24 protein-coding genes and 1 tRNA gene are annotated in these 24,628 nt (G+C 58.2%); 9 read left to right on the top strand and 16 right to left on the bottom strand.

The window, feature by feature from the left end; translation table 11 throughout:
- Nucleotides 1-5: 5 nt before the first annotated feature.
- The 8 genes from DIZ22_RS04705 to DIZ22_RS04670 form a co-directional block, all read right to left on the bottom strand.
- Nucleotides 6-299 (bottom strand): DUF3253 domain-containing protein, encoded by a 294-nt coding sequence (locus DIZ22_RS04705; RefSeq protein ID WP_122927979.1) that lies wholly within the window; start codon nucleotides 297-299, stop codon nucleotides 6-8.
- Nucleotides 300-502: 203 nt separating this feature from the next.
- Nucleotides 503-760, bottom strand: coding sequence for a hypothetical protein (locus tag DIZ22_RS04700; protein ID WP_122927978.1), 258 nt, complete (start codon nucleotides 758-760; stop codon nucleotides 503-505).
- An 80-nt stretch (nucleotides 761-840) separates the two neighbouring features.
- Nucleotides 841-1,044 (bottom strand): hypothetical protein, encoded by a 204-nt coding sequence (locus DIZ22_RS04695; protein ID WP_097383988.1) that lies wholly within the window; start codon nucleotides 1,042-1,044, stop codon nucleotides 841-843.
- Between the two features lie 501 nt (nucleotides 1,045-1,545).
- Nucleotides 1,546-2,034 (bottom strand): MucR family transcriptional regulator, encoded by a 489-nt coding sequence (locus tag DIZ22_RS04690; RefSeq protein ID WP_097383989.1) that lies wholly within the window; start codon nucleotides 2,032-2,034, stop codon nucleotides 1,546-1,548.
- A gap of 148 nt (nucleotides 2,035-2,182) precedes the next feature.
- Complete coding sequence (locus tag DIZ22_RS22045) at nucleotides 2,183-2,614, bottom strand: excalibur calcium-binding domain-containing protein (RefSeq protein WP_206364627.1); 432 nt, start codon at nucleotides 2,612-2,614, stop codon at nucleotides 2,183-2,185.
- A gap of 287 nt (nucleotides 2,615-2,901) precedes the next feature.
- A complete protein-coding gene (htpG, locus tag DIZ22_RS04680) occupies nucleotides 2,902-4,788 on the bottom strand; it encodes a molecular chaperone HtpG (protein WP_122927977.1) in 1,887 nt (628 codons plus the stop codon).
- 263 nt (nucleotides 4,789-5,051) lie between these two features.
- Nucleotides 5,052-5,828, bottom strand: a complete 777-nt coding sequence (locus tag DIZ22_RS04675) for an SDR family NAD(P)-dependent oxidoreductase (protein WP_048939471.1) — start codon at nucleotides 5,826-5,828, stop codon at nucleotides 5,052-5,054.
- 55 nt (nucleotides 5,829-5,883) lie between these two features.
- Nucleotides 5,884-6,303 carry a helix-turn-helix domain-containing protein gene (locus DIZ22_RS04670; RefSeq protein ID WP_346427721.1) on the bottom strand — a complete coding sequence of 140 codons (420 nt, stop codon included), beginning with the start codon at nucleotides 6,301-6,303 and terminating at the stop codon, nucleotides 5,884-5,886.
- An 83-nt stretch (nucleotides 6,304-6,386) separates the two neighbouring features.
- On the opposite strand from DIZ22_RS04670, the gene DIZ22_RS04665 reads away from it, so the two are divergent.
- Nucleotides 6,387-7,121: an SDR family oxidoreductase gene (locus DIZ22_RS04665; RefSeq protein ID WP_122928753.1), complete on the top strand. Its 735-nt coding sequence runs from the start codon at nucleotides 6,387-6,389 to the stop codon at nucleotides 7,119-7,121.
- 371 nt (nucleotides 7,122-7,492) lie between these two features.
- On the opposite strand, the gene DIZ22_RS04660 is transcribed toward DIZ22_RS04665, so the two are convergent.
- Nucleotides 7,493-8,155, bottom strand: coding sequence for an acyltransferase family protein (locus tag DIZ22_RS04660; protein WP_235654558.1), 663 nt, complete (start codon nucleotides 8,153-8,155; stop codon nucleotides 7,493-7,495).
- A gap of 38 nt (nucleotides 8,156-8,193) precedes the next feature.
- The gene (locus DIZ22_RS04655; RefSeq protein ID WP_072895696.1) at nucleotides 8,194-9,006 is read right to left on the bottom strand and encodes a DUF1206 domain-containing protein; all 813 of its coding nucleotides are present in this window, start codon (nucleotides 9,004-9,006) and stop codon (nucleotides 8,194-8,196) included.
- A 398-nt stretch (nucleotides 9,007-9,404) separates the two neighbouring features.
- Here DIZ22_RS04655 and DIZ22_RS04650 point away from each other — a divergent pair, with 398 nt between their 5' ends.
- The 4 genes from DIZ22_RS04650 to DIZ22_RS04635 all read left to right on the top strand — a co-directional run bounded on the left by DIZ22_RS04650 (nucleotide 9,405) and on the right by DIZ22_RS04635 (nucleotide 13,008).
- Nucleotides 9,405-9,959: a gluconate 2-dehydrogenase subunit 3 family protein gene (locus DIZ22_RS04650; protein WP_122927976.1), complete on the top strand. Its 555-nt coding sequence runs from the start codon at nucleotides 9,405-9,407 to the stop codon at nucleotides 9,957-9,959.
- 65 nt (nucleotides 9,960-10,024) lie between these two features.
- Nucleotides 10,025-11,701 (top strand): GMC family oxidoreductase, encoded by a 1,677-nt coding sequence (locus DIZ22_RS04645; RefSeq protein WP_122927975.1) that lies wholly within the window; start codon nucleotides 10,025-10,027, stop codon nucleotides 11,699-11,701.
- 52 nt (nucleotides 11,702-11,753) lie between these two features.
- Nucleotides 11,754-12,545, top strand: a complete 792-nt coding sequence (locus DIZ22_RS04640; RefSeq protein WP_240626801.1) for a ThuA domain-containing protein — start codon at nucleotides 11,754-11,756, stop codon at nucleotides 12,543-12,545.
- Between the two features lie 184 nt (nucleotides 12,546-12,729).
- Nucleotides 12,730-13,008, top strand: a complete 279-nt coding sequence (locus DIZ22_RS04635; RefSeq protein ID WP_048939478.1) for a hypothetical protein — start codon at nucleotides 12,730-12,732, stop codon at nucleotides 13,006-13,008.
- 185 nt (nucleotides 13,009-13,193) lie between these two features.
- Here the strand turns inward: DIZ22_RS04635 and DIZ22_RS04630 are convergent, their stop codons facing one another.
- Both DIZ22_RS04630 and DIZ22_RS04625 read right to left on the bottom strand, forming a co-directional pair.
- Nucleotides 13,194-14,639, bottom strand: a complete 1,446-nt coding sequence (locus tag DIZ22_RS04630) for a L,D-transpeptidase family protein (protein ID WP_164488863.1) — start codon at nucleotides 14,637-14,639, stop codon at nucleotides 13,194-13,196.
- Between the two features lie 108 nt (nucleotides 14,640-14,747).
- Entirely contained in the window at nucleotides 14,748-15,785 is a 1,038-nt protein-coding gene (locus DIZ22_RS04625; RefSeq protein WP_312219343.1) for a L,D-transpeptidase family protein, read from the bottom strand.
- Between the two features lie 91 nt (nucleotides 15,786-15,876).
- Here DIZ22_RS04625 and DIZ22_RS04620 point away from each other — a divergent pair, with 91 nt between their 5' ends.
- From DIZ22_RS04620 to DIZ22_RS04605, 4 genes are all read left to right on the top strand, one after another.
- Complete coding sequence (locus tag DIZ22_RS04620; protein WP_048939658.1) at nucleotides 15,877-16,413, top strand: DUF882 domain-containing protein; 537 nt, start codon at nucleotides 15,877-15,879, stop codon at nucleotides 16,411-16,413.
- A gap of 845 nt (nucleotides 16,414-17,258) precedes the next feature.
- A complete protein-coding gene (locus DIZ22_RS04615; RefSeq protein WP_122927972.1) occupies nucleotides 17,259-18,017 on the top strand; it encodes a hypothetical protein in 759 nt (252 codons plus the stop codon).
- Between the two features lie 38 nt (nucleotides 18,018-18,055).
- Nucleotides 18,056-19,444, top strand: a complete 1,389-nt coding sequence (locus DIZ22_RS04610) for an NAD-dependent succinate-semialdehyde dehydrogenase (RefSeq protein WP_122927971.1) — start codon at nucleotides 18,056-18,058, stop codon at nucleotides 19,442-19,444.
- Nucleotides 19,441-20,853 (top strand): dihydrolipoyl dehydrogenase, encoded by a 1,413-nt coding sequence (locus DIZ22_RS04605; protein ID WP_122927970.1) that lies wholly within the window; start codon nucleotides 19,441-19,443, stop codon nucleotides 20,851-20,853. Before DIZ22_RS04610 ends, DIZ22_RS04605 begins: the two co-directional genes overlap by 4 nt.
- 203 nt (nucleotides 20,854-21,056) lie before the next feature.
- On the opposite strand, the gene DIZ22_RS04600 is transcribed toward DIZ22_RS04605, so the two are convergent.
- The 4 genes from DIZ22_RS04600 to DIZ22_RS04585 all read right to left on the bottom strand — a co-directional run bounded on the left by DIZ22_RS04600 (nucleotide 21,057) and on the right by DIZ22_RS04585 (nucleotide 24,608).
- The gene (locus tag DIZ22_RS04600; RefSeq protein ID WP_122928751.1) at nucleotides 21,057-21,353 is read right to left on the bottom strand and encodes a GNAT family N-acetyltransferase; all 297 of its coding nucleotides are present in this window, start codon (nucleotides 21,351-21,353) and stop codon (nucleotides 21,057-21,059) included.
- Between the two features lie 597 nt (nucleotides 21,354-21,950).
- Nucleotides 21,951-23,282, bottom strand: a complete 1,332-nt coding sequence (locus tag DIZ22_RS04595; RefSeq protein WP_240626800.1) for an integrase arm-type DNA-binding domain-containing protein — start codon at nucleotides 23,280-23,282, stop codon at nucleotides 21,951-21,953.
- A 183-nt stretch (nucleotides 23,283-23,465) separates the two neighbouring features.
- Nucleotides 23,466-23,541 (bottom strand) — tRNA-Ile (locus DIZ22_RS04590).
- 26 nt (nucleotides 23,542-23,567) lie between these two features.
- A complete protein-coding gene (locus DIZ22_RS04585; protein ID WP_048938444.1) occupies nucleotides 23,568-24,608 on the bottom strand; it encodes a polysaccharide deacetylase family protein in 1,041 nt (346 codons plus the stop codon).
- Nucleotides 24,609-24,628 lie beyond the last annotated feature (20 nt).

Genomic DNA, 24,628 nt, shown 5'->3' with positions numbered 1-24,628 from the left:
AGACTTCACCTTGTAGATTGAATACGGCCGATCCGGTAGGGACCATAGCGCGACGCCATGACCTTTCTTTTCCAACTCAACTCGACCACCCCCTCCGCCACTAGCTGATCGATTGCGGCGTGGATGACCGGCATCACTTGACGCCACGAGGGGCCTTCCGGATCAGCGCTCACTTTACCGGCAATCATTCGTGCGACCTCGCTTGGACAGATTGTCGCTTGGTCTGTGCGGCGGGCGAGCAACTGCAAAATCGTCCTTCGCGCATCCGCTATCCGCTCGAGGGCAATGTCAGATGTCATTGGCCTAGGGAAGGATGGGCGCCGGGTTCAATGTGGTCACCTCCGCAATTGCCAGTGCCGTCTTGCCTGCGGCAGCGCTCGGAACAAATTTCACCTGCTCCCCATCCCTCGTCCATCTTCTGCGCCAGATGAATCGGCGTCCGCGACCAATGCCGATTTTCAAGAGACGCTTCAGCTTGTGGTGGGTCATGACAGGATCAGGATCAGAGCCCGATCTTCTCGAGTGCCGATGCTACCTCAGGATCCAAGGCTTGGTCGGATTTGGGCATCAGGCGGTTTAGCGCAGTATGCAGCCGCTGTTGTGCGACCTGCAATGTCTTATGTCGCACCTCCCGCGTCACGTTGGTTCGCCACGATCGGCTCTCGCCCAGCAGAACTGCCCATTTTGCCTCCTCTGCCGCTAGGATCGACAGTGCCAGCCGTAAACCATCTCGGCGGCCATGCGCGTAATCCTGTTCCATGACCACCACCTTGCATATTTCACATTCGGTGCATCGGTAACGCGTGCCAACGAGTGGCTGAGCGATACACTGTTGCCAAGTTATCGGTATTTTGCACCATTTCCTGCGACACCTTGAACAGCTTTCACAACGCCGTACCCAACGGCGGCCAGCAGACCGACCTTTACCACCGTACCGACAATTCGAGGCGTGAAATAGCCGATGACGGCTCCCTTCGCGCCGCTGTCGCCGTCCTGCTGGTCCAGCTTGGATCCTACGAGCGCACCGATGATTTCCGTGATCATAACTTGTTCCCTTGTTGAGACCAGAGGAGCGCACGACACCGGTTGAGGTTCCGCTGTTATCGTCTGATCCTTATGTTGGGCAGCATCCACCTAAGCGAACTAGCCGGGAATTTTGCGGATATATTCGGGTGAAGCGGACCGGCAGCACTTAGAGAGCCGGAACTGCGTGCTGAGTTAGCGACAATGCGCAGCTTGTTGTAGAGCCGCCTTACCGGCCCGCTATCGCATCGCGAACACTCTGGGCGAGGCATCAAACTGACAGGACCACCAGCAAGGCGGATTTAATTGCAATTTTGTAAAGGCGGCGCATCAATGCGTCCGCTATCGGCTATACGGACAGCCTGATCGAGATAGGCTATAAAGGTTTGCCACTTCGCGATGGCATCTTCCCCACCCGTTTTCGCCAACTCCCCTGTCTGACGAGCGACAATCAGCGGCGCGCATCGGCGCCTTGCCGCTCGAAGAGCATGGAGGCTCCCCAAGCGGCATGCTCCGGTTTTATTATTCAGCAGCAGCTACCTCGGTGCCCCTCTTGGCTCGCCCCTTGGGAGCAGCAGCCTTAGACGTTGCAGCCTTCTTGCCCTGGCCCGGCTTTCGCCCCAGGCCAATCTTGTGAGCAAGCTCCTTTCGCTGGGCAGCATAATTGGGTGCGGTCATCGGATAATCGGAAGGAAGGCCCCACTTGGCGCGATAATCGTCTGGAGTCATCTGGTAATGGGTCATCAGATGGCGCTTCAGCATCTTCAGCTTCCTGCCATCTTCAAGACAGACGATGTAATCCGCCTTCACAGACGAACGAATGGAAACGGCGGGCAGCAACGGTTCCGGCGTCGGCTCAGCAGGGACAGACAGTCCCGCAAGCGCGCGATGCACGTTAGCGATAAGGTTGGATACGTCACCGACCGATACCGAATTATTGCTAACATGCGCAGCAACAATATCGGCGGTGAGCGTGATCATAAGCTCGTTGTTATCGGCCTGCTCAGTCATTTCTATGCGTCCCGTTTAGATTTATCGGAATGCTCTATCTATGATCATCTATTCCGAATGTCACCCTAGTACCGATGAATTTCTGAAAGATATCATCAATATGAGATGGATTGTTGTGGTTCTCTTTTTGTAACTTCTGGCAAGCTGGCTAACGCCCCCGATAAGGCTCGCAGCCTATGCCATCACCGTCCCTATCCAGATGAGGGCCATACCCTGGCTGACCAGCATAAACAGGTGCAGCCCCATCCGCTCTTGCTTGGGTGCATCTGCGACAGGACCAGGAAGATCGGCTATCAGTTGAAGCGGTAAACCGCCTTTCCGGGTCGGTCCTGCCGGCAGGCGACGATGACTGCTGATCACCCACATCGGCAGCACTTATGTACGACTGAGAAGCTACCGAGCCCTGCGGTCGCCGGGAATCCTCTTCAGCAATAGGGGGGCTCGATGAGGAGGAAGGCAGCGGAGAGCTGCCCACTCCACCGAAAGAACCAATCACGATCGCCACACCAATGATAGCGATCGAAAGGGGACTTCCCTTTTGCCTACGATGTTTGGCGTGCCGATGATGGTGCCGCTTCATTCCGACAGGATGGCGAGGGAGGTAAAGGAGCGGTTGCTGGCTCATTAGCGCGATGATTCAAAATTTGCCTCGTCGGCCGCTCAACAGAGGCAGAATGCCCCCCCCACCCCATGGAGCGGCCATCCGATGGTCGGCCAGCGAACGGATTGAATAGGCCGCAAACGGCCTGAAAAACGCAAGGCCCGCACTCCAACGATCCGGACTCTGGTTTTGAGCGTCAGGCTTGAGCGGAATCTGCGCGGCCTCCTTAACTTGAAGAAGGGGAGCCCTCAGGCTCCCCATCAACATCACCCCAAGGCCTTCGCCATCAAACGCTCCAGCCGCTCGGCAAACGCGCGCGGATCAGTCGGTGCTTCGCCTTCAGCAATTCGGGCCTCATCAAGCAGAAGGAAAGCCAGATCCCTTCGTCCTTCTTCATCGCTATTGGCCTGTCCCAGCTTCGTGATGAGCGCATGACCGGCGTTGACCTCCAGAATGGGCTTAGCTCGCTCCGGCGCACGGCCGGCCGAAGCCAACATCTTTTCCAGTTGAAGGTCCATGGCATTGTCTGCGGCGACAATGCAGACGGCGCTGCTCGTCAATCGGTCCGAAATGCGCACATCTGACACCTGATCTGCCAGAGCCTCCTTTGCAAAAGCGATAAAACTATTGGCTTCATCGCTGGGCGCGGCAGCGGTGGCGTTCCCGTCGGCCAAGGGGATAAGACTCAGGTCAGCAGCCCCCTGCGTGACGGACTTGAAGGGCTTACCCTCATAATCGACGCCCATCGTCGTCCAGAAACTATCGACCTGATCGGGGAGGAGCAGAACCTCGATGCCGCGCGCCCTGAAACCCTCGAGCTGCGGGGACTGCGCGATCCGATCCAGATCATGGCCGGTCGCATAGTAAATCGCTGTCTGATTTTCTTTCAGGGCACTGACATAGTCCTCAAGCGAACGCCATGCGCCGTCGGAAGTCGTACTCTTGAACCGAGCCAGACCCAACAATGTTTCGCGGCGATCAAAGTCTTCGTAAAGGCCTTCCTTTAAGACCGGTCCGAAATTTTCCCAGATCGCGGCATATCGCTCAGGTTCACTTACTGAAAGTTTCTCCAGGTCGGAAAGTATGCGGTTGCCCACACCCTTTTGGATGGCAGACAGAACCGGGCTGTCTTGGATCATCTCGCGCGACATGTTGAGAGGCAGATCGGCGGAATCGACCAAACCGCGAACGAAACGTAGGTATCGCGGTAATATTTCCGCTTCGTCCGTGATGAATACGCGGCGCACATAGAGCTTGATGCGGCCCTTGCGGTCCGCGTCGAATAGATCGAACGGCTTGGTTTCGGGGATGAAGGTCAGAACCGAATATTCATGACGCCCTTCAGCACGATAATGCAGCGTCAGCGCCGGCTTGTCGAACTGACCTGCGACACTTCGATAGAAGTCAGCATAATCTTCCTCGCTGATGTCGGACTTCGCCTTGGTCCACAGCGCCAGGCCATCGGCGACCTGCTTTGGCTCATCTTCGCTGCCGGCTTCCTTAAGAAAGATCGGAATGGGGACATGGCCTGATTGCGCCTTGACAACCCGCTCCACGGTGAAGCGCTCGGTGTAAACTTTGGCATCGTCGAGCAGGTGCAACGTGACGCGCGTTCCGCGTGCAGGCGCGGCGCCAGGTTCGGCCGGCGCAATCGTGTAAGTGCCCAACCCATCGGAGGACCAGATGGCAGCATCAGGCTCTCCCGCCCGGCGAGAAGTAACCTCGACCTTACCCGCCACCATGAATGCAGAATAAAAGCCGACGCCAAACTGGCCGATCAGTTGCTGCCCTTCGCCATTTTTGTCCGCAGCAAGCTTGTCCATGAAGGCCTTGGTGCCCGACCGCGCAATAGTGCCCAGTGTTTCACCCATATCCGCAGCAGTCATGCCGATGCCATTATCCTCGATCACGAGAGTGCCGGCTTCCTTGTCCAGCCTAAGCGTGATGCGCAATTGAGGATCATCCCCAAGCAGTATCGGGCTGGAAATCGCCTCATAGCGCAGCTTTTCGCAAGCGTCCGCGGCATTGGATATCAGTTCGCGCAGGAAAACCTCACGGTCGGAATAGACCGAGTGGACCATCATGTGCAGGAGCTTGGAAACATCTGCCTCGAAGGCCCGTGTTTCAGGGGCGGTAACGGTGTCCATTGTCATCGTCTCTCTGGCTCGCATCCTAGAATTGCGGGCGACAGATGGATCGAACGGTTTTGTCGTTCAAGAGGCGGGGCAAGGAAAGCATGGGTCGCGCATTTGAAAATGGTAGATTCTCGTTTGGATGGGCAGCTGAAGCTCCAGCCCAGCCATTCGCCTAAGGCGCATGTCGCTTGACGCAGCGCAATGCGGTTATTCGTGCAAGCCGACCAACGGCTTGCGTAGAAGTGCCAGAGCATTGGACTGAAAAATCCTTCGCCCGAGCATCACCCATTTTGCCCGATCGACACGCCAGTGAGCGCTTGCAGCGCCGTGAGCAGGCAATCTCCATGATCGGCGCTGGCTGCGGGAACTGCCGGCTCTTCGCGTCGCATGGCATGCCAATAGCCGCCGCTGGTCTGCGCTGCCTTATCGTTGCTTGCGGCGAGCCAGCTCTGCGTCGCCTGTCCGGTCGCGATGTCGACCGGCGCGGACGCGCCGCCCATGCGTGTGCGCACCCAGCCTGGATCGACGGCGTTACTCAGCACGTCAGGCCATCGCCGTGTCATCGCCATAGCAAACGCGACGATTTGAAGCTTGCTATCGGCGTAGGCCTGTTCCGGGTGCCAGCGACGCCGGGTCCAGTCGAGATCATCCAGACCGGCATTGCCGCCCCGGTGAAGCCCGCTGCTCATGTAGACAAGGCGCTCGGGCCGTTCGATGCAGGCGGTCAGGACATAAGGCGCCAGCAGATTGACCGCGGTCATAACACTGTGGCCTTCCGCCGTCCGACCGCTGCCACTCGCGCCATATAGTGCGGCATTGTGGATCACTGCGTCCATGCGACCGATTGCATTCACCGCATCGGCCAAATCTCGTGTTTCCGACAGCAGGCTGAGATCGCCGGTCACTATTGCCAAAGCTTGCGGCATTTGCGCTGCCAGAGCCGCAGCCCGTTCGGCATTGCGGGCGTGGAGAACGACATCATGTCCGCCGGCAAGCAACGACTGCGCAGCGGCCAGCCCAAGGCCGGTCGAACTGCCAGTGATGAAAATTCTCGCCATATCGACTCCTTGCTCGGCGCATGGCCAGCGCCCAGAGGGCCAAAACGCATCGGGTCTATCTACGCTGCCAACCTTCGCGTTCGGCGAAGATCCTCTGCATTTCCACCATATTCTCGGTGCCCCAGCTGCATAAAGGCTCGAGCGCCTGAGCGAGGCTTTGGCCGAGGGGCGTCAGCGTATAGTCCACGCGCGGCGGCACTTCCTTGTAATCGGTGCGCAGCAGGATCCCATCTGCCTCCAGTTCCTTCAACTGCTGGATCAGCACCTTGTCGCTCACGTCGCGGATCGCGCGTTTGAGCGCGCCGTAGCGATTGGGGCCCTGGAGCAGGAAATAGAGGATCAATGGCTTCCATTTGCCGGCAATGACTTTGAGCGTTGCGTCGAGACCGCAAGTGAAATTGGGAGCGACGGTTCCGGCCGAACAGCCTCCTCCGAGCATTGGAGAGACAGCCAGGGATTTGGGCTCTTCAGACATTTTCGATACTTACCAAAAGGTGCATACTTGCCGATAGGTATATGCGCCTCCAGCTACGTGCAACCTTAGATTTGGAGGCATCCATGAATAGACTGCAAGGCAAGACCGCCATCATAACAGGTGGCGGTACGGGCATTGGTCTGGCTTCGGCCAGGCGTTTCATTGCGGAGGGCGCGTTCGTCTACATTTTCGGGCGTCGACAGGAAAAACTCGATGCTGCCTTAAGCGAACTAGGGGCAAATGCCCGCGCAGTGGCGGGTTCGGTTGCCGATCCTGCCGATCTCGATCGCTTGTTCGAGACGGTGCAGGCAGAACGCGGATCGTTAGACATTCTCTTTGCCAATGCAGGAACCGGCGCGCTGGTGCCGCTGACGGACATTACTGCCGACCATTATGCCGAAACCTTCGACGTCAACGTGAAGGGCACGATCTTCACAGTGCAAAAGGGACTGAAGCTCATGGACACAGGCGGCTCGATCATTCTGACCGGGTCAACCACGGGTGTGATGGGGACACCGGCCTTCAGTATTTACAGCGCCTCCAAGGCTGCCGTGCGCAATCTTGCGCGCAGTTGGGCGCAGGATCTGCGGGGCACGGGAATCCGCGTCAATGTGCTATCGCCCGGGCCAACGCTGACCGAGCTGGCGGCCGAGGTCGTCGGCAGGGAGGCAATGATCGAAATGGGGGCAACCACCCCGATCGGTCATGTTGGTGATCCATCCGAAGTGGCGGCGGCCGCCGCCTTCCTGGCCTCATCTGACAGCAGCTTCATGACCGGAAGCGAGCTATTCACTGATGGCGGGCTGGCGCAAATCTAGGCTGCATACCGTTCGTCTCGCGCCGGCTTGCTTCAGGGCAAGCTGGCGCCATGTCGCTGATAATTGGATGATGCTCAGACTGCTCGTCTACCTGCATTATGAACGATGGCATGCGCTGTGCGGCATGTAGCACCTTCTCCAAAATCTTACCGGCACGAAATCTCATATCAGTTATTCAAAAAACCCTTCCACTGATATGGAACAAAATATATAATGGCAATTAAAGCTATTCACGTTGCACAAATGTAAATAGCAATTATAACCGCACGTTTTCAACAAATTTACGATATTACGGAGCGTGATTACTTCAATTTGATCACCTGGCTTGGCATAAATAAGAGATATATTTGCATATCAATATAAATTATCGGTCAGATAATTTTGCTGACACCTGGCAAACTTTTTATAGCTGCTGATAACGCGAACGAGGCAACGCACGCTGCGCAGCTGATGACAATGAATTTCAGCACTGGCGCCGCTGCCCACGGCATGGCCAGAACGCTTAGCGCAACCAGGACGGGCGGATGCAGGATGAGTGCGCCAAAAGCCGTCGATCCGAGCCTCGACACAATTTGCGTGGAATTCCTCCCCCATCGCTGCGCAGCAGCCAGCAAACCCAGGATCACCCCGAACGCGACCGCTGGATCCCAAATTGCGTAATAGAATGCATTGATGTTCCATCCTCCCTCAAATCCCCCCAACCGCCCACGTATCAATAGCATGAGCGGCAACGTGGAGATTGCGAGAATCGAAACAATCAGCCAGCCCGCAGCATCCCGCAATGTGATACGCTCAAGAAGCCCGCTCCGTGCCGCTGCACAACCTGCAATGTAAAAGAAAGCGTAGCAGCTGAAATAGCCAAGCTGAAGCCATAGGAATTCCGTACCGACCCGCATGACCAGTCGTACGATGAACGAGAGCAGGCCAAGGCCCAAGGCGATCAACGCCAAAGCGGGCATCGCAGGCAGAGCATCCACTGACACGGCAGACCATCCCGCGCGGCGACGGCAAGTCTGCCAAATCGCATAGCACATAGCGAATATCAGTAGGGCAATAGCAAACCAGAGCGGCGTCACCGCAGAAATTGGGGCGTTACTACCTTCATTCTTCGATATCGCGCCTCGATCAGACTGAACAACCCAAACAGCCCCAGCCCGCAAGCGACCACGCTTAAAATAAGCGTCCCTTCATCCTGCGCCCGTAGCTGCCGCAGCGCCTCCCCAAGCCCCCCGGCGCGATCGGGGTCATGGTTCAACGCCGCAGATATAATGAACCAGCCGATGAGGGAGAACACCAGCGCACGGGCTGCATATCCAATACGTCCTATCCACCGAACATAGTCGGGAGCCGGCACGTCGCCGCTGAGATCGTCAAACCGCGCCTTATACGCCTTGAGCGCTTGGGCAATCGCGACGATGAGCAGGAGGACGCCGAGCAGAATAAGCATGAACACACCTCCCGGTTGCTCCAGAAGCCATGCCGACCAACCTTGCGCGCTTTCATCTCCAGGACTTCCATGCTCTCTGCTCGCTTGCGCAAGAGCCATTTTGCCTGCGGCGGTCGCCAGCATGATATGAGACACACCACTTAAGCCATAGCCAAGTCTTTCAAACTGTCCTTTCACGGTTCGACCGCGGCGCTCAGGGTCGATGACTGCCTCTGTAAGCCGCCAGACCGCATATCCAGCAAATCCAACCGCACAAAACGACAATAGGACATGACCAAGCGGCGCGTCAGCCAAAGTGCCTAAAGCACCCTGATTGTCGGTTGTTTCGCCACCGTGCAATGCGACGTCGAGCGCAAGCCATCCAATGATGATGTACACGAGACCGCGTGCAGCGAAACCGAGGCGCGCGAACAACGTCATACGGTCACTATATCTCATGCAGCCCTCCAAAGAACCGCCAACCTTCCGACGCCTGCACCTGTTCCCTCGAAACAGTCATCTAGCATCAACCTAGAGCTTCGGCGGCTGAGTACAGGCCCGCATCGATCACATACCGCTTACCCTGAAAATCTTCCGGCGAGCCGCGACAACATTGATAGCGCTAACCACACCATATGTCATCGCGGCTGACCCCATTGACTACTATGTCCTTTCGTGCATATTTTGCGCGACTAAAAATATAAATGGGCGAGGAAAATGACCAAGAGACACTCTTGTGCGTCTATGAATTGCGCTAAAATGATAGCGCTACCGCTTTTCACCTCTGCGGTTTCAGTATCGATATCTCATCTTGAGATATCATGCCCGGCCGACGATCTTCGTGATGGTAGGATTTAATGGACCGCAGAGCGGCGCTCGCGTCCATCGTCGGCGTGCTGGGCGCGAACATCTTCGCCCCGCTTGCACGGGCCATCGCCTACCAGCCGAACCCGGTCATCAATACCGGCGCGCCCGAGATCATATTCACGCCCGCACAACGAGCGCTGGTCACGGCGCTGAGCGAACGCATCCTGCCGACATCCGATACGCCCGGTGCTATTGCTGCAGGCGTGCCCGAATATATCGAACATATGCTGGGCGACTGGGCGATCACCGATGAACGGGCAACGATCTTCGACGGCCTGGCCGCGATCGATGCCCGCAGCATGGCCGATTATAAAAAGCCGGCCGTAAAAGCCTCGGCCGCGCAGCAGGACGCATTGCTGACCCTTGCGATAAACGGCGAACTGCCAGGTGGAACTCCCTTTTTCGAGGCGTTCCGCCAACTTGTCATCACCGGCTATTATACGTCCGAAATCGGCATCACGCAGGAACGCGAATATCTGCCCGTCCCCGGCGAATATGACGGGGCCTACCCCTATGCGAAGGTCAAGCGGATCTTCTCCTCATAGGGCGTGCAATCGCCTTCGATCCTCGATCCATTCATTTCCGACACGCTTATCGGAAGGGCAAAATCATGGCAGCAACAGATCGTTTCGACGCTATCGTCATTGGTTCGGGCGTCAGCGGCGGCTGGGCCGCAAAGGAGCTTACGGAAAAGGGGCTGCGCGTCCTTATGGTCGATCGCGGTCGCATGGTCGAACATGGGGAAGATTATCCCTTCGACGGCAAGTCGGCCTATGACATTCCTGCGCGTGGCAGGATGCCGGCTGCCCTTGCCAAGAGCGATTATTTCGCGCTCAACGGCTGGGTCTCGCCCGCCACCCAGCCCTTCTTCATCAACGACCGGCTCAACCCCTACGACTATGACGCGCCCAACAAGTTCAACTGGGTTCGCCCGTCAGTGGTCGGTGGCAAGTCGCTGACCTGGGGGCGCTGGAGCTTCCGCTGGAGCCAGGCCGATTTCGAGGCCAACAAGAAGGAGGGCGTGGGGACCGACTGGCCCATCCGCTATGACGATGTCGCCCCCTGGTACAGCTATGTCGAAAATTATATCGGCGTTTCGGGTGCTCGGGAAAATCTGCCTTATCTTCCCGACAGTGAATTCATGCCGCCCTTTCCGATGAACGTCGCCGAAAAATGGCTGAAGGAACGGCTGGAAAGCGAATTTCCCGGACGCAAGCTGATCAACGCCCGCCTCAGCAACATCACGGAAGACAAGCCCGAGCAGAATCGCACCCGCTGTCAGAAGCGGGCTCAATGCGACCGGGGCTGCAGTTTCGGCGCCTATTTCTCGACGCAGGCCGTCACCCTGCCCGCCGCCCGCGCTACGGGTCGGCTGACGCTGCGTGCGGACAATTGGGTCACGAACCTGGAATATGACCCGACCCGAAAGCGCGTAACCGGTGTCCGGATGGTCGACGCCAATACTGGCCAGGTGGAAGTTGTTCAGGCCCGTATGGTCTTTTTGTGCGCATCAGCGATGAGTTCGCTCCACATCCTGCTCAACTCCCGCCCGGCAGGCAGCGAACGCAGCTATTTCCATTCCAACGGTGCGCTCGGCAGCGCGGTGATGGATCATATCTTCCGTGTCGGCGTGTCGGGCGACATTCCGGGCATGAGCGAATTTGTCGAATATGGCCGACGGCCCGGCGGCGTCTATGTGCCGCGCTTCCGCAATCTGGAAGCGGAGGATCTGCCCTTCAAGCGCGGCTACGGCTTCCAGGGCGGTGCTGGCCGTCAGGCGTCCGCGCCTGAAGGCTTTGGCCTGTCCATGAAGCACGGGATGCGCGAATATGGGCCGTGGCGCTTTACCATGAGCGCCTTTGGGGAATGCCTGCCCTATGAGGATAATCGCGTCATGCTGAATTACATCAAGACCGATCGCTTCGGCACGCCGCTGTTGCGCTTCGACGTCCGTTTCCGCGACAATGAAATCAGGATGATGGACGATGCGCTGGAACAGGGCATGCTGATGCTGCGCCAAGCGGGGCTTACGAACGTGACCGGCGGTCGCGGCAAGCATGTGCCAGGTGAGGCGATCCATGAAATGGGCGGCGCCCGAATGGGGCATGATCCCGCCACGTCGGTCCTGAACAAATGGAATCAGGCGCATGACGCCGCCAATTTGTTCATCACCGATGGGGCGCAAATGGCCTCTGTGTCCTGCGTCAATCCGTCGCTGACCTTCATGGCTATGACCGCCCGAGCTGCCGATCAGGCGGTCAAGCAGATGCAGGCTGGGGTAATCTGACCCGACAAGCAGCGTCATGGGCCAGCGCGCCAAAGGAGAGACGATGTACAGAATGTTCGCGACCATCGCGCTATTGACCATGGCACAGGCGGCGCCCAACCCTCATCTACCTGCGCCCACCTATGACACTGCCGCCCCGACTCTTCCGAAAAACCTGAAGCATGCGGTGCTCATCCTGTCCAAGACCAATGGCTGGCGGCATATTGAGCATATACCTCATTCCAACATGGTCCTGGCTGATATTGCTGCCAATCTCGGACATGCCAGCTACACCACCGAAAATGCGGCAATCTTCAACGACGAACAGCTGCGACATTTTTCCGTCATCATTCTCAACAGTGCGAGCGGTGATTTCCTGACCGAGGCGCAGCGATCAGCCTTTGCGCGCTTCGTCGCGCGCGGCGGTGGCGTGGTGGCGCTGCACGCGGCCGGAGACAACAGCCACAAGGCGCCCTGGTATACCGGGACGATCATCGGCACCAAATTCATCGGGCATCCCGGAGGCGCGGATCAGTTTCAATCCGCGCAAGTCATCGTCGACCAACCACGGCATCCCGTCATGGCTGGCGTGACCATGCCTTGGGCGCCCGTCGATGAATGGTATTCCTTCGATGCGAACCCGAAAATGCAGGGCATGGCGATACTCGCCCGGATCGACGAGGCGAGCTACCACCCCGGCGCCAAGCTGACGATGGGATCGCATCCGGTGATTTGGACCAATCCAGCCACCAAGGGGCGTGTCGTCTACTCGGCGCTCGGACATTTGCCGGAAAGCTACGACGATCCAAATTATCGCCGCATCCTTACGAACGCGATCCACTGGGCTGGAAAATTCGGTCGGTAAAACGAGAAATTTGATTAGCGCTGAGACCACTAGCGTCATGTGGGCTCAAGTCCACTCCATACCGAGTGAGTGTGTCTGCCAATACGGGTCGCAAGTTTTCATGTTTCCAATTAAGAATATTTCTCAATCGGAACAGATTCTGTCCGACCTCGTTCCCAATGCTACCAACATTTAGGAGGACGGGATGGTTGACAACAGGTATAATGATCATGTGGTGATCGAAAAGAAGGGGCCGGGACGCACCATCGCAATTCTTGTGATAGCCGCCCTAGTGATCGCGGGCATCCTGTTCGCGACCGGCTTCTGGTCTGCGGACGTAAAGGGAGGGGATATGCCGGAAGTCAGCGTCAAGGGCGGCGAACTCCCGAAGGTTGATGTAGATTCCAAGGAAGTCGTGGTCGGCACCAAGAAGGAACAAATCGAAGTTCCGACCGTCGGCGTCAAGGATAATGGCGAAAAATAGAGCCAGATCCATGCTACGAATTTCAGATGGATATCTTTTGCGATATTCGTAATGAAACGGAGATAATATTTTTTAAATATGTCCCCACTTTACATAGTGGGGATTTTTTTGATCCTGAATTCTGACGGCCTACATAGGCTCTTCCGCACTCGTAGCGATGTCCCCGCCAGCTCATCACGCGCTCATCAGGGCCCGACATCATCGCCGCCGGCCCGAAGGCGGGAACCCTTACGCTGGCCAAAGCCAAGCGCCTTTGCCACTCGCTCATTCCAACCATAAGGGTCTGCCCGGATCACCGGCGCCCCTTTATTGTCGAACAATATTGTTGAATAAAGCAGGCGAACCGGGATTTCCCGCGGCAGTTCGACAAAGCCTTCCTTGCCCGTCGCGCGCACCTTGTTCCATTGATCCAGAATGCCTTCGTCCCGGGCGATCTTCTCGGCAAAACCCACCGCATCCTCGACCCGGATGCAGCCATGGCTGCGCTGGCGCTGAACCTCTGAGAACAACTGCTTGGCCGGCGTATCGTGAAGATAAATTTCATGGTCGTTCTTCATGTCGAACTTGACCAGCCCCAGCGAGTTTTTCGGACCTGGCTGCTGGACGATCCAGCCATCCTTCCAAACCATGTTGTTGCGCTTCATGTAGCCAGCGCCCTTGCCTGCGATCTCCTTGTTCTGGATCGACCGAGGAACCGTCCAGGTCGGATTGGCGACCAGCCGATAGATGGGCGATCCCAGCTGGGGCGTTTCGGTGTCAGGTTCGCCCACCACCGCCTTGCGCGTATCGGCAATCTTCCCGTCGCGCCAATAAGTGAGGCGCGCGGCGGCGAGGTTGACGTCGATCCGCGTTCCGGGCGGCGCCCGGTCGAGCCACCGCATCCTCTCCATGGCAACGGCGATTTCCCGCGCCCGATCGGCATCCGACAGGTTGAGGATTTCAAGGGCCTTTTCGCCGATCACGCCGTCGGGCTTGATGCCATAATCGACCTGCATATGCTTGACGGCGCGCACTAGCGGCTCGGCGTAGCGAATGCCGGCATTGCCAGCCCGATCCAGATAGCCCGACGCCACCAGCTGCCGTTCGATCGCGGGCATGCGACTGTCGGATGTTCCAGGATCGATCGGCTTTCCTGCGTCGGGGATGGGTTTTGCGGCACCGCTTCGCTCCTTCCCAAGCGCCAGATAGGCCCTGGAAAGATTGCGATAGTCTTCCTCCTGCGGCGCAAGGCCATCGAGCCAGCCGCGCAGCTTGCCCGATGCCAGCGCGTCTTTCAGCCCGCGTTGGAGATCCGGCCTGAAGGTGCCGAGGGTGTAGACCTCATAGAGCTTTTTTGGATCGCTCGCGCCGCCAGCCAATGCCCTGGCATAGCGCAAAGCACTTTGGGTAAGCGCATCCTGACCGGCGCTTGTTGTTGGCTCTCCTTCAACGCCGAAGGATAGATGGTCGAGGCCATGCGCGGCGCGACTGTCAATGGCCTGCTTGAGATCATGGATTGCGTCCTCGTTCCACTGCGCTTGCCGCTGCGCCGACGCCGTGTCGGCCCGGTTTCCGCTGCCCGACTGGCTGCTGCAGGCCGCCAGGGTCAGGGCGATGGCGACCATCGGAAGGGCGACAAGGGATTTAGGCACGCATTTCTCCTCACAATCTCTTTCCTACAACGCGTGACCTCGGTCGCGGCTCCGGCGCAGGCGCGCTGTCATGCTACTGATCGAGCGCCAAGAACTCGACGACGCCGGTCACGCAACAAATTCAGCCGGAGTATCGGCACGCAGCATCTGGGCGAGACGGGCAGCGTCCCAATTGCTCAGGCGAATGCAGCCATGACTTTGCGAACGGCCGATGAGGGTTGGTTCGGGAGTTCCGTGAATGCCGTAATGCGGTTTGTTGAGATCGATCCAAACGACCCCCACAGGGTTATTCGGCCCCTCACTGAGCTGCGCCTTCTGGTCACTACTGTCTGCGTCCCAGAAGAGATCGGGGTTGTAATGATAGGTGGGCATGAAGGCGATGGTCCGGATCATCCATTTCCCCAGCGGCAGCGGATCGTGATCGCTGCCTGTCGTCGCCGGGAACTGAGCAATTAGCCGGTCCTGTGCGTCGTAGACTCTGAGCACGCTCTGCGATTTACTGACGACGATTTTGGCTGCGCGCGGCTGGCTCGCGCTAATATTGAGATCCGCCAGAACATCCCGCCATCTTGCCGGCAGGCCCGGCTCATAGGTTCGATCAGATGGTAGGAGTCCGGGCAACAGCAATTCCATCCCGGCTCTGGGGGCTTTGAGACCCGGATTGAGCCGAATGAGGATGTCGCTGCTTGTATGGAAACGCTCAGAGAGCTTCTCCACCAGGTTGCGATAGCCAAGAAATGGGAGCGTCGCCTGATCGACGATCCTTGAGGGGATGTCTGGCGTAAAAGAGGCCTCGAGTGCTTCCGCTTTCAGGACCATGCGAATGAGCGTTGGCGCCCTCTCTCCCGCCAATGCCTTGCGGCTTGCGGCATCAAGCACGCCGCTTTGCTCCAGCCCGCGCGCTTCCTGAAATCCTTTGAGGGCCATCACGAAAAAGCGGCCTTTTCTTCCATCGATGATGCCCGGCGCAAAGCCCGCTCGATCAAGCTGGACCTGGGCCTGAAAAATGGCCGGATCGATGCCTGCCGGGAAATGGGCTGGAGCGCCCGTTTGGTCTCTGGCAGGCGTGGATGCCTGCGCTGAAGCTGCAAAAATGAGACCAACCGAGGCCAAAATCCGAAATTGCCATGGAACCGATCTTTTCACGTCGCCAGAAACACCTTATATGACAGGGACATAGGCAACGCTTGCGAGCGGCCTTTATCTCCCTGAAACATGTTCGGGACCAACGACATTTATGATATTCGATCGACGGTCGGTGCTGTTCGGCGCCGCAGCCTGCGGTATGGCGCAGCTATTTCCTGAAGCTTCATGGGCATCCATTCCGGAACGACGGCTCGCCTTTCGCAACCTGCATAATTCGGAGCATATCGATGTCTGCTATTTTTCCGGCGGACGCTTCCGCAGGGATGGCATCGCCGAGCTTAATCACTTCATGCGTGACTGGCGGACGGGCGAGACGATCAGGATGGATACGAGCCTCCTCGACACGCTCGTCCACCTCCAGGCAGCGACCGGCGCAGACAAACGCGCCCATTTTACACTGATATCGGGTTACCGTTCGCCAAAGACAAATGGCAGGCTGCACCGCAGCTCGTCCGGCGTCGCATCCAAGAGCCAGCATATGCTTGGCAAAGCCGTCGACATAAGGCTCAAGAATGTGCGCCTCGCCAATCTCCACAAAGCAGCCCTCTCGCTGCGCGCAGGTGGTGTAGGCTATTATCCCGAAAGCAATTTCGTTCATGTCGATACCGGCCGGATCCGTCATTGGTAGAAAGAATCTCCCAACGACAATCCTAACCATTCATCGTCATCTTGAAGCTACTCTCGAAAACAGAGGCTCAAACACCCGTTCGACCATCCCAGCCCCCCTCCGTGACGCCCGGCGAGTACAGCGGCGTCCGTCCTTTGCCGACGCATTTGCCCAGGAGACGCTACGACATTCGCGTACACTCAACGGTAGCCCCATCCCGCTCGGAATATTTTGCGCAACCAATCTGGGACAGGGTTCGTTTCCTCCGCCAACCAACGACTGGAGCCTTGAACGTTGAATCGCCCTGACACCGAGTCACCTACGCGCGCCCAATCTGTCTTCGAGTTTGATGCTGCATTGGCGCTTGGCATTCTTTGCGGTGTTCTGTTTGCGGCGATCGTTGGGTTGATGCGATAAATTCGGACTAAAGGTGCAGCTAGGATTGTTGTGTCATCTCCTCGACATGACGGTGTGACCTACCCAGTCTGATAGGCGGGCAGCTTCTTTTGGCCCCCTTAAGTCTTGTTGGCGAAGCAGTGGGTTGGAGCGCGCGGAGCCGCATGCATGTATGCCCCATCGGCGATAATCACATGTCTATATTCGATTGCCTGCGTCTGCCTCCCTACCTTTAGGATGCATGCGCAGGATGCACGGGCTATCACTTTCCTTTCCCCGGCGCCGTCGACAGGTGAGCTGGGCACTTAACTTTCGAACAACTGGACAAGGTTGCCCGTTAGACGCCTAACCCGTTCTAAAGTCGCTTGGTCTGCTCCAATCGACGTCCACTGGAACCAACATAATTGCCGCGTTTTATGACGGCATTGCGAGACAGACGCTCGCGTTTTCTCCCGTGGATCCCATTATAGATGCAGCAGCTTCACGAGAATTTCTGGAACATCCGTGGCTCTTTCAAGATCGCCAAGATATTCGACATCGGCACGCAAACCTCGCTCGTGCGCAAGCGCGACGGAAGCTTCATTCTGATCGACAGCTACAGCGTTGCAGGATCCGATCGAGAGAAAGTTCTGGGCCTGACCGATAACGGCGCGGCGATTGACACGATCATCAACGTCCACCCATTTCACACGCTTCATTGCGCTGCAGCCCATGATCTCGCGCCGCATGCCCGGCTGTTCGGCACGCGCCGGCATCATGAGAAGGCGCCTGAACTACCTTGGGAACAGGCTGTGATTGAAGATGCTGAAACGCAGGCTCAGTTCAATGATCTCGAATTCTCCATCCCAGCCGGCCTCGATCTGGTGACAAACGACAAACGCGTCCATGCTGCCTCTGTCCTCGTACGACATCGCCAAAGCGGCATCGTTCATGTCGATGACACGCTGATGGTCCTGGCAGCACCGGGTGCGCTCGGCCGCATATTCCCCCAGTCACGGCTGCATTTTCATCCAATGCTGGGAAAGGCATTGCAACACCGCCCTGGCGCTGCCGACGCGTTCATCGCGTGGGCACAAGAGTTGGCAGAGAGGTGGTACGGAGCTCCCTATGTATGCGCTGCCCATTCGGCCGTGCGCCATCTGCCGACCGATGGTTGGCGAACTGAGGTCACTGCAGCTCTCGCAGGCATCTGGTCGACGCTCCAACAACATCGCACGCGCTACGGCTGAACGCCGCACGACCTCACTTCATTGCAAGGACATGCCCCATGAGCGCCAATACCGCCCGTACCATAAATCCACTGACAGAAGAGTTGATCGCCACCTACGACTATATGTCCGATGATGAGATGGCTCGTGCCATCTCCGCTTGTCACAATTCATTCCTTGAATGGCGTTTGCGCAGCCTGGAAGATCGCGCCGCGATTATTGCTGCGATCGGACAGGCCCTGCGCGACGCAAAGGAAGAGTTTTCGGCTCTGATGACGCAGGAAGTGGGTAAGCTGATCGGCGACAGCCGAAGCGAGGTCGATCTGGTCGCAGCCATTTGCGACTATACGGCGGCAAATGGTCCGAACGTTCTGGCCGACGAGGAGCGTTCGGCAGACGGAGCCACTGCCTATGTCACCCATGCGCCGATCGGCGTCGTCTATGGTATTCAGCCTTGGAATTTCCCGGCCTATCAGGCGGTGCGTTACTCGATTGCGAGCCTGATGGCGGGCAATGGCGTGCTCCTCAAACATGCGGATAGTTGCACCGGCAGCGGATTGTTCCTGCGTGATCTGTATGAGCGCGCTGGGCTTCCCAAAGGCCTTTTTACGGTTCTGATCATTTCCCACGAACAGTCCGACAAGGTGATCGAGAATGATCTGGTTCGCGCCGTCACCCTGACCGGAAGCGATCGCGCCGGCAAGTCAGTTGCAGCCAAAGCTGGCGCGCTCGTCAAAAAGACCGTGCTGGAACTTGGATCCAACGACGCTTACCTTGTTCTCGACGATGCCGACATTGATCTCGCTGTAGAAACCTGCGTGGCGGGCCGCATCTACAATAATGGTCAGACCTGCGTTAACGCCAAGCGGTTCATCGTCACCGAACAAAATCACGATGCTTTTGTCGACGCATATGTCGAGAAGTTCCGAGCCATCCAAATGGGGGATCCCAGGGAAGAGGCGACAAAGCTCGGGCCACTGGTTAGCAAGGCACAGCGCGACAAGCTGCATCAACAGGTGGAAGACAGCGTGGAAAAGGGCGCCCGCCTTCTGGTCGGCGGAGAAGTGCCTGAGCGTACTGGCTGGTTCTATCCTGCTACAGTTCTCGTCGATGTTGCGCCGGGCCAGCCCGCCTATGATGATGAACTATTCGGGCCAGTGGCCTCGATTATCCGCGCCAAGGATGACGAGGATGCGATGCGAATTGCAAATGACAGCCGCTACGGGCTTGGTGGCGGTATCTTCAGCCGCGACGTAGATCGCGCGCGCGAACTGGCCGCAAAATATTTCGATACCGGAATGATATTCATCAACAGTTTCGATGTTGCCTCGCCGGATCTGCCGTTCGGCGGCGTCAAGATGTCGGGCTATGGTCGCGAGCATGGGCCCGAGGGGCTCAAGGAGTTTGTCAACGTCAAGTCGATCAAGATTGCTGGACGCGGCGCATGACGACCACGCTTTGCTGCGACGTGGCAGTGATCGGCGGTGGCACAGCGGGTCTTGCAGCGGAGCGTGCCGCCCGCAAGAATGGAGCCTCGACGCTGCTCATCGACCCTGAATTTGGCGGGACGACCTGCGCACAGGTTGGTTGCATGCCCTCCAAATTGCTTATCGCCGCAAGCCGGGAAGCCGAGGGCATCAGGCGTGCGAAGCTTTTTGGCCTTGTGGTAGAAGGCATCAAGATCGATGGGCCCGCTGTACTGCGGCGCGTACGTACGGAACGAGACAGGTTTGCTCGCCTGACGCGCGAGTCTATCCAAGACCTACCTGAGCGAGTTGCCGTCCGCGCTCGCGCCAGTTTTATTGGAGCTGGTCGCCTCCAGCTCGATGACGGACGCGTGGTTGAAGCACGCACAATCGTCATTGCGACTGGCTCTGCACCCATATTGCCGACGCAATTCTCGGTGTTAGGTGATGCCGCGCTTACGAGCGACACCATATTCGAACTAGATGATCTGCCAGAACGCCTCGCGGTGATCGGTTCGGGCGCCATCGGACTTGAGCTGGCCCAGGCATTTGCACAGCTTGGTGTCGAGGTCACGCTGTTCGACAAGGGCGAGCGCATGGCAAAAATACGTTGCGCAAAGGTCCATGCGCAATTGCGTGCAATTCTTGACGACAAGATGACGGTGCGCCTTGGCGTCGATGTGACCCCACACCGGGATGAGGATGGGGCAAAGCTGAGCTGGACTGGCTCGAGTGAAGGCGAGGCCTTCTTCGACAAGGTGCTGGTAGCTGTGGGACGAAAGCCTCAGCTTGATGGCCTCCAACTCGAAAGCGTGAAGCTCGAACTGGATGACAATGGGGTTCCCAGGCATGATCGAGCAACGATGCGCTGCGGGGAAAGCGCAGTTTTCCTTGCAGGCGACGCAGCGGGGGACTTGCCGCTACTTCACGAAGCCTCACACGACGGCGCCATCGCCGGGCGCAACGCCGCGGCGTTTCCCGCGCCAATCCCGGTAGATCGCAATCCCCCCTTCGCTATCACATTCACCGAGCCGGTGCTTGCGAGGATAGGCAAGGCTGAGGAAGACGGCGCGGTCACGGGAACTGCGGATTTCTCTGACCAGGGGCGTGCCCGCGTTGATGGACAAAATCGTGGCGTTCTTACGCTGTACGCCGCGGCAACAGATGGCAGGCTTATAGGCGCCGACCTTGTCGCGCCGGCAGGAGAGCATCTCGCGCATATGCTGGCCTGGGCTGTTCAGGGTGGCCACACCGCCACGCAGTTGCTGAACATGCCTTTCTATCATCCTACTGTGGAAGAGGGTTTAAAACAGGCGCTGCGCACAATCTGCGCCGCAACGCCTATAGCTCTTCCGCCCGATCAGGATGCGGGAATGCCGGCAGGAGCCTGACGGCGCAGCAGGAAATCGCCTGCCGCTAGAACAGAGAGACGCAAATCGTCTCGACATTGGTGACCAGTGGCCGTGACCATCGGCGTACCAAGTTTCCTTCAACAGCGCTTTGCAGCGGCATCCCGACCGACTGACGGGCTAGCGCGGGAATCTGGCTCGTGCGAGCCGGTGGCGCGGTTGCGATCGGGCGTGCGTTCGCTCCCTCAGCCCGGGGCGTCAACCGCCAGCAAATCCTGCTCTTCAGGATGACGCTCTAAATAAGCAGCGACGAATGCGCACAAGGGTACGACCTTGAGTCCTTTCGACCGGGCATCCTGTAGAGCACCGCCAATAAGCTTGGAGCCAATACCCTGCCCTTCTAGCGCGGCCGGCACCTGCGTGTGAGTGAATAGCAAAGCCCCATCACGTCGCTTGTAGTCCGCAATCGCGACCTGACCATCGACATTCAATTCGTAACGGCTTTCGCCTTCATTATGTTCAACCTTGTCAATTTCGCCCATGAACACGCCCTCTCGCCGAAAAATCGGACCTGCGCGCGGGTCTTGCGCACCGGCCAGCTTATCGAACAGCTGGGGCCTAGCGCGGTTCCCGCACCGTCTCCCAGCCATGCTCTTCGGCTCTTTTGCAGCGCCGCTGTAATTTTTCGGAACGCTGCGAAAATGCGAATGTTGACATGTGCATGGATCGATCTTTGACAGCGTCACTCTTCAAATCCTGCGTGGCCGCAATGGCCATCTTCATCGCTGCAGCGCCATTGACCGCTCATGCCTCCCAGAATGAGCGAATGTCCTTCCGGTGCGATCGTGGCCGCAGCTTCCAGGCTGCACTCGGCAAGGACCATGTGGTGGTTCCGATTGGAGCACGCAGGCTCATCCTGCAGTCCCAGCCCTCCTCACTGGGTCGGCGTTATGAAGCGCCAGGCTCCGTCCTCATCATCGATGGTGACCTTTCCGCACTCGTCATTGACGACGATCTGGGCTTTCGAAATTGTCGAGTTTCGTCTCCGGCGCTAGGCTAGAGTGTGAAAATTCGGGCGCGATGGCGCAGAGCCAGCAAATCGCGACAAGCCTTCTGTCAAAAGCGTCTGATCAGATCGGTTAACGCCGGAATTGCAACACGTTCGAAGCAGATCGTTCCGGGCCAGCTACGCTGGTGTCGAGCCCGATAATAGCGTTGGGGTGCTGGAGGCCGTCCATGATCAGGTCCGCCCAGCTTTGCAGCATTTCCCGGCGGGGTTTGAAATAGCGGGCCCTATTATACGCCCACTCCGATGCCGATGTGCCTTTGGGGACATGGGCAAGGACAAGATCAATGATCATTCGATCCCCGTCACGCTCCAGTTCTGCGGCTCTCTCGTTCATCACAGTCGAGAATGCAGAACGCCAACCATGCGGGACCATGCGTCCCTTATAAACGCCACCCCATAGTCGCTTATACAGGGTGCTGATCGCAGCATCACTCATCGGCTCCCGCCATGTCCTGCTGCTTGGGAAGAGAAGGGCGAACTGACCGGTTAGCGCACGAATAGCGTGAAGCGTTGCGACTGCCTGCCGGGAGAGCGGGACGTCATGGCCAAAAATCGGATTAGCCTTATCCTCCACAGCCAGTTTCATCCGGGCTGCAGGAATACGCCACAGTGCCGCGGGACAAGGGCGATCCGGGTCGCTCCAGTCGATACCCTCAATCTCTTCCCAACGAGCGGTTCGCAAGACCCCGACTCGAACGGCGCTGAGCGCCAGTAGACGCGACGCAAGCCGGGTCTGCGCGCTGCCGGTAGACAGGTCGACACGCCGCTGGAACTCTATCAGTTGAGGCACTCGCGTAAGGGCCGGCTGCTTTATACCGGGCGGAGAAGGCCGCAGCGCATCGCGGATGATTTCGACGCTCACGACAAGCTCGGTAGAGACGAGACCTTCCGCCCGGGCGCGCTTGAGCACGCCAAGCACATAACCGCGAACGCGCTTGGCGGTTTCAATCGCGCCGCGCTGTTCGATCCGCCTGAGGGCAAGCAGCACAAGCTCACTGCTCAACTGGCTGACCGGCAAATGTCCAAAAACAGGAAAAATGTCCTTCTCGAGCCTCGACCGGACCCTGAAGGCATTGGCCGCCGACCATAGGGGCCGCTTGTCATCGAGCCATTCCTCCGTCTTAGCCTGAAATGTGGCATCGGCAGCAGCAAGCGCCATCAGCCGGCGGCGCTCAAGTTCGACTGCCGGATCCAGACCATCACGTAGCATCGCACGCGCCTGCGATTGTCGGTCACGCGCCTCGGCGAGGCCGACTTCGGGAAACAGGCCGAAGGTGAGCAGCTTTTCCTTTTCACCGAATCGGTATTTGAATCGCCAGGATTTCGCACCAGCCTTCGTAACGTAAAGGAATAGGCCCTTTTCATCGGCTAGCTTGTAGTTTTTCCCCGGTCGCGGCCGCATTGCGGGCCATGGCAAAAGTCAGAGTCATCGATACCCCCAAATGTGGTTTCGATACCCCCACCGATACCCCCAGATTCGCGAGATGCCCTGAAACGTCTTGCTACATTCTGGATGAAGATCGGATCGTAAACCTCTGATTAAAGGAGATTTACGATATCATATGATCATCATGAAATCGAGAGTTGGTGGGCCCGGCAGGACTCGAACCCGCAACCTAGCCGTTATGAGCGGCCAGCTCTAACCATTGAGCTACAGGCCCCACCTTGAACGCGGCGATAAGGAGCATCAGGCGGCTTGGCAAGCCTTCCCGCGCGCCGGAATGGCATCCAGTAACTGACCCAGGCTGACCGCCGCCACGCCGCGCCGCGCCAGATGGCTCAGCACCCTATCCCACCAGCCGTAAAAGGCGGTGCGATCGGACTCGTCACGGACATAGGGCGTGTGGCCCGGCTCCAGTGTGGGCGAATGGAAACTGAAATTGAGAACGCGCACGCCTTCCTCGATCAGCGCATCGATCGCCGCAGTCGCTTCGGCTGCGGTGATGCCTTCGGGCGTCAGCGGCACGCGCGAGAGCATCCGCGCCCGCGCCAGCGCACCGGCCAGCGGCCCCATCGCCTGGGTCGCGCGATAAAGCCCCTCGCCGCCGCCCCGCAACAGGCCGGTGATCGCGGTCGATAGCGGCAATTCGACCAGGCTGCGGGTCGGCCCCGCCCAATAGGGATTTTGCGGCAGGCCATGGAAATCGGGGCCATGCTGATGGCTGTAATCGAACCGACTGCGCACCGATGTATCGAGGCGAAAGCCTGCCGCCTCCAGCAGCCGCGCACTGTTGGGGCCGACGCCATAGCGCCCCGCCCGATAGGCGATCGGCCGCTGACCGAAGCGATCCTCGATCCGCCGGCACAGCGCCTCCAGCTTGGCTGCCTCCACCGCCTCGGGCAGCGAACCGACATAGGAATTGGCGGCATTCACATCCTCCACATGGGGCGGATTGACCCAGGGGTGGAGATGCGCGCCGACATCGGCCTCGCCCGCTGCCACCCACGCCCCCATCATTCCGGCGGCCGCATCGCTGTCCACCACCGGATAGTCGGTCACATAGACGGGCTTGACCCCGGCCGCCGCAAAATAGGCCTGACCGCGCGCCATGCCGGCCAGCGCCGTCACGCCATGGCCTTCCCGGCGGAAGGGGGCGTTCCAGTCGAATTCCTCCTCGGTATCGACGAACAGCATGAAACGAGTGCCGAACGCGGCCGGAAGCGCAATCATATCCTCGGGCAGCGGCGCCCGAAGCAGATTGCCGTCATGATGATGAGCTGATTGCATCGCCCTTCCCTATCCCGCAA

Origin of the sequence: Sphingobium sp. LF-16 (genome assembly GCF_003711185.1) — a bacterium.
GTDB classification, from domain to species: domain Bacteria; phylum Pseudomonadota; class Alphaproteobacteria; order Sphingomonadales; family Sphingomonadaceae; genus Sphingobium; species Sphingobium yanoikuyae_A.
This window is presented reverse-complemented; position numbering and strand designations above follow the sequence as displayed.